Genomic DNA, 4,939 nt, shown 5'->3' with positions numbered 1-4,939 from the left:
CGTCAGCGCTATGTTGTTTGGCATCAGTGCATTGGGCTATTGGGGATTAGAAATCGTTGAAGCTAACACAATCCCGACGATAGAAGATATGATACGATTGGCAAACCCAAAAACATATTTGTTTCGGTTGGATGCTGTTTACTTTTTCTAGCTTTCTTGGGAGTGCTTCTTTTGGTGACGAGTTTACGCTCTGAAATTAAGAAGATAGATGTCTAAAAATTAATGCGACGATAGATTTCAGTCAGGGGAATTTCTACGTTTAAACTGTGCAGCATAATCGTCCGCTCAAGGTTAGAGTGAACTTGCCATAGCCAGCGATCGTTACTGTTACGATCCAAGTTGTGATATTGCTCAATGTAGGGTTCAGTTTGGCTTACAAGCAGATATTCACAAAAGCTGGCAATAGAGCGATATTTTCTGAATTTATCCCCGCGATCATAAGCTTCAGTAGAGGGTGATAAAACTTCGACAATAAGCATTGGATTCAGAATTTCATCATTACGATTGCCATTGAACTCTGGTTCACCATTAATAACCATCAAATCAGTATAAGTACCACATTGATATTCAGGAATCCAAACTCGCAAGTCGCTGTTATACAAACGAAAATCCGTGTCTCTCAGTAAAAACCCTAAGTAAATTAAGAAGTTGCTGGCGATCGCGCTATGAGTAACCGATCCTCCCGACATAGTAATAATCTCTCCGTTGCGGTATTCATGGCGTTCTGGACTGGTTTGTTCCATAGCCCGATACTCGTCTAAGGTAAGGCGAGTTGTTATTACATCTGGGGGACTGGTTTGAGCAAAAAGCACAATCAAACCTCTTGAATAATTAGCTCTAAAACTATTATCAGCAACGGAGGGAAGAATTGCCAATTTCATCACGACTTGCGCCATAGCGTATCCGTCCGCCGGAAATAATCACTACTCCCAAACAACCAACACTCCATCCACGCAAGCTACCCTCCACTGCGGAAACTTCGCCAGCAACTTCTTGATCGCAATCTGCTTTCGCGGGATCATCATTCCAAACGATGTTTCAACCGTTTAAAGCAATTTCGTCGGATTACTACACGGGATGAGAAAAAAGCTGATAACTACCTTGCAATACTGACCCTGGCTTCTATCATTACTTTGGCTATAGTTTTAAAACACGCCCTAGTGCAAGAGGCACTGCAACGGACACGGACTAATATTCAGTCCCTAACAACAACTTTAAATGCTTGGAAAGAGGTGTCCAAAAGCACAAACTTCAAAGGCGGCTAAAAAATTGGTGTTGCTAGATTCGCATGATGATACCATGCTAGAAGAAGCGGTGGAAGCCGCAGTCTTTCTTCAAGAGAGCAGCTAAATTTCTTTGCCCTAACTTAGAGCGATTGTCCAAGGTTTTCAGATCATGGAAAACCATAAGAAGAAATCCCAATGAACTACGACATCAAAGACAAAACCATTTTGGTTACGGGCGCAAATCGCGGCATCGGCAAGGCGATAGTTGAGTCCTTTGTTGAACACGGAGCCACCAAAGTCTACGCGGCTGTTCGTCAGCTCAACAGTATCTCCTCATTGGTTGAACAATACGGCTTACGGGTAGTACCAATTCAGGTTGATTTAGGCGATCCCCAATCTATTGTTGCTGCTGCTCAAACTGCCCCAGATGTGCAAGTGGTTATCAATAATGCAGGAGTTTTTCAAGCAGGAACTCCCTTAGCTGAGAATGCGATCGCCGCTCTCGAATTTCAGATGAACATCAATGTATATGGATTGATCTACATGGCTCAGGCGTTTGCCCCGGTACTCAAAGCCAATGGAGGTGGTGTCTTTGCTCAAATCAATTCTGTTGCTTCGCTCAAGGGTTTCCCCGACTCTGGCACTTACTGTGCCTCAAAAGCTGCGGCCTATTCAATCACCCAGGTATTACGAGAACTATTGAGTGAGCAGGGCACGCTGGTGCTAAGTGTTCACCCTGGCCCGATTGCCACGGATATGAGCGATGCGGCAGGACTGACTGAGATTGCACAGCCACCTGCACTTGTGGCAGACGGGATAATAAAAGCTCTCAAAGCTGGGGATTTTCACGTCTTTCCTGACTCGGTGGCTAAACAAATGGGTGATGCTTATAAGAGCTTTGCCCAAAATGTCATTGAGGTGTCATCAAGTTAACTACATTCCAGGGTAACGCTCTAGACAAGGGGATTTGGGTATTAAACAGCAAGCCCAAACTCTTCTTGATTGAACAGATTCACTACTCCTGCTGATTCACCAACACCCCATCAACAATTGCAACCCCCCACTGCGGATACTTCACCAGCAATCTCTTGATCACAATCTGCTTTCGCGGGATCATCCCAACACTCCTGCAAGAAATCAAACCCCGGATTCTGCCCCGAATTTGCCGCAACTTTTGCGCCACTTTCTCAATTCAATTGCAGGAAGTATGTCAACTCTCAAAAGAAGCGTTCCACTAAATAAGCCGCATATTCCATACCATAAGGTACGCTCACCCCAGCAGTCATTTCATTAGCAAAGTAGGTGTTTTGATTACCTTGCAAGATTTCTAATCGTTGATAAATACCATCCTTGAGGTCTTCGGCTGAAAAATGAGAGAACCACTTCCAAATTAGGGGTTGCCCCAAAGGTGTCAGTTGAGTCCCTCCAAGCTTTTTGACACAATCGGCTATGTTGCTTTCCAACTCTTCAAAAGTTGTCGTTTCATCCATGAATGGATAAAAGTTGTAGATTTTACTGCCTGGATCAACCTCATAGATAGCTAATGGATAACTAGTTGGTAAAGGCTGATTTAAAGTATTTCTAATGACGTAGAATATGTTTGTAGGTAAACCCTCTACTTTACAAGTAATAACTGCTCTTTTAATTGTACGTACCCTAGAAAAAATATCTGCTTCTTCAGGGGAAACATCTGCTACGCCAAGAAATTCATCTACAGGAGCAGTCCAAATTAAACGCTCAAATTCCCATTGATTTGAGGCAGTTTCAACCACAATTGTTTGACCACGAGAAACACGTTCAATAGTTTGTCCTAGACACAAGTGATGAGTTGCTGCTAAACGATTCCATAATTCTTGATTCCCTTCTTGCAATTGAGGCATATTCAGAACCAATTTTTTCAAGAAATTGCAACGGTTCAATAATGCCAGTAGCCGAATCACATAAGCAGTAGAAGCTTCTTGTTCCAGATATCCAAATTGTGCCGCATTCGCAATCGGCATTAAAGCATCTCGAATAAAATCCAAACCCTGTTTGTTAAACCATTGAGGTGAGGATTCATTCATTCCTCGGTAAACAGGATTAATATAGCCTGGATCTGAATACCGAGTATACTTGTCTAATTCTTGGAAAAATGTCCTCAACTGCCAGAGTCGGCTGAATAAAGAATATTTGGACTCCACTAAAAACGGGCTAGTAACTTTGCTTGTAGCTAAGTCAAATACTTGCACTCGTGGCATCACATGAACCGATGGAGAAATCCCATACCTTTTTCTGTATTTTTTGTACAAGGGGCTAGGTAAGATCCAAACAGTTCCACCCTCGTAAATACCACGGGCTTGAAGACTTGCGTCTGCGTATCTAATTGAATATGTTTTACCACCTACGCGATTCTTGGCATCAATGATGGTGATATTTTTATATCCAAGATCGCGCAATTCTTCAGCAGCCGTTAAACCAGCGCATCCAGCACCAACGATACCAATACGGATTGAAGGTTCACAGATTAAACGATTAATTCGCATCGTAATTGTTAGTGAGAATTTCAGTCCCATTTAATTGTACTAACTTTATGAGAATGGGCAAGAATTCATCCAATTCATCAACGGCAAGGAAATGTTAGTTGAGACGGCGTGGCGTTGGGAGTGGGAACGAGTGCTGGAATATGCAAGTATTTGATTAGCGATCGCATGAAACCGCAACATGAATAGTAATCGCTAGCCATTGCAATCAAGCAACACCCCATCCACAATCGCAATTCCCCACTGCGTATACTTCGCCAGTAGTTTCTTGATCGCTATCACCAGCGCCGGATCATCCCAGCATTCCTGCAAGAATCCAAAACCCGGATTCTGCCCCGAATTCACCGCAACGCATGAGTTTCTGCATACGCTCAGGTCGCATATTTGACCGCGCTACAAAGAAAGTCATAGTAAAGCACTTTTCAAACAACCTCTTAAATATTGGATATCAAAAATGTTTCTAACGTCAGTGAGGAGAAGACTCCCAATTCATCATAATTAGCAATTAGTTGATACATTTCGTAATTATTAATCAGCCAATTGGCGATTAGAGAAAAAGGAGTGTCTATACTGATTGAACTAGGACAATTAATAAAAACACCATCAGGTAAATAGTAATATTTATGCCCGGATTTATACCAATTAAATTGAGTTACTATTGGTTTTGAAATCTTCAGATTGGGAGTAATAGTCATAGATGTCCCTTGCCAATTCCCACTAAAGTCCCGTTCTAGTAATTGATTTAATTCAGTTGACCAGTATTTACTAGGTAATCCATTACAGTCTTCACGAATATTTGCTGTATGAAATAAATTTCCGCTCTCGTCGTAAACAATACCTACACTATGCCGTAAATCTTCATATCGAAAGAATAATTCTATCCCAAAATATGAGTTGGGTTTTAACTTCACTGTTGCCCAAGTAGCATGACCCAAAGCAAAAAAATATCCTCGCATCGTCTCGCGTGATGGGTGAAAAAGTCCATTATCTAAGCTATTTGACAGAAAACTAAATTCCCAACTCTCTTGCTTAGTTTCGCCATTTGCATAAATATAAGTATTGGTATGAATGATTTTAGTTTTTTCTGGATTGCTTTTGAAACTTCTCAGACTCTGAAACGATTCTTTGACATCACGAACTGGTGTATATCGCGTCCAAATTCCATGCCAATTGAGCAAATGGTGAGTACAATAA

6 protein-coding genes are annotated in these 4,939 nt (G+C 41.8%); 2 read left to right on the top strand and 4 right to left on the bottom strand.

The window, feature by feature from the left end:
- Window positions 1-212 precede the first annotated feature (212 nt).
- Window positions 213-812, bottom strand: coding sequence for a Uma2 family endonuclease (locus tag IQ229_RS12970; protein WP_194044271.1), 600 nt, complete (start codon window positions 810-812; stop codon window positions 213-215).
- A gap of 406 nt (window positions 813-1,218) precedes the next feature.
- Between IQ229_RS12970 and IQ229_RS24530 the strand changes: the two genes are divergently transcribed.
- Window positions 1,219-1,350 carry a hypothetical protein gene (locus IQ229_RS24530; protein ID WP_265582978.1) on the top strand — a complete coding sequence of 44 codons (132 nt, stop codon included), beginning with the start codon at window positions 1,219-1,221 and terminating at the stop codon, window positions 1,348-1,350.
- Window positions 1,351-1,421: 71 nt separating this feature from the next.
- Window positions 1,422-2,159, top strand: a complete 738-nt coding sequence (locus IQ229_RS12965; protein ID WP_194044269.1) for an SDR family oxidoreductase — start codon at window positions 1,422-1,424, stop codon at window positions 2,157-2,159.
- 284 nt (window positions 2,160-2,443) lie between these two features.
- Here IQ229_RS12965 and IQ229_RS12960 read toward each other — a convergent pair whose 3' ends face one another.
- The 3 genes from IQ229_RS12960 to IQ229_RS12955 form a co-directional block, all read right to left on the bottom strand.
- Window positions 2,444-3,748, bottom strand: coding sequence for an FAD-dependent oxidoreductase (locus IQ229_RS12960; protein ID WP_228013432.1), 1,305 nt, complete (start codon window positions 3,746-3,748; stop codon window positions 2,444-2,446).
- A gap of 45 nt (window positions 3,749-3,793) precedes the next feature.
- Window positions 3,794-3,928 (bottom strand): hypothetical protein, encoded by a 135-nt coding sequence (locus tag IQ229_RS24525; protein WP_265582977.1) that lies wholly within the window; start codon window positions 3,926-3,928, stop codon window positions 3,794-3,796.
- Between the two features lie 251 nt (window positions 3,929-4,179).
- A partial coding sequence (locus IQ229_RS12955; protein WP_194044265.1) for a DUF3598 family protein occupies window positions 4,180-4,939 on the bottom strand: 760 nt, incomplete at its 5' end.

This window comes from Nostoc cf. edaphicum LEGE 07299 (assembly GCF_015207245.1).
Taxonomy (GTDB): Bacteria; Cyanobacteriota; Cyanobacteriia; order Cyanobacteriales; family Nostocaceae; genus Nostoc; species Nostoc edaphicum_B.
This window is presented reverse-complemented; position numbering and strand designations above follow the sequence as displayed.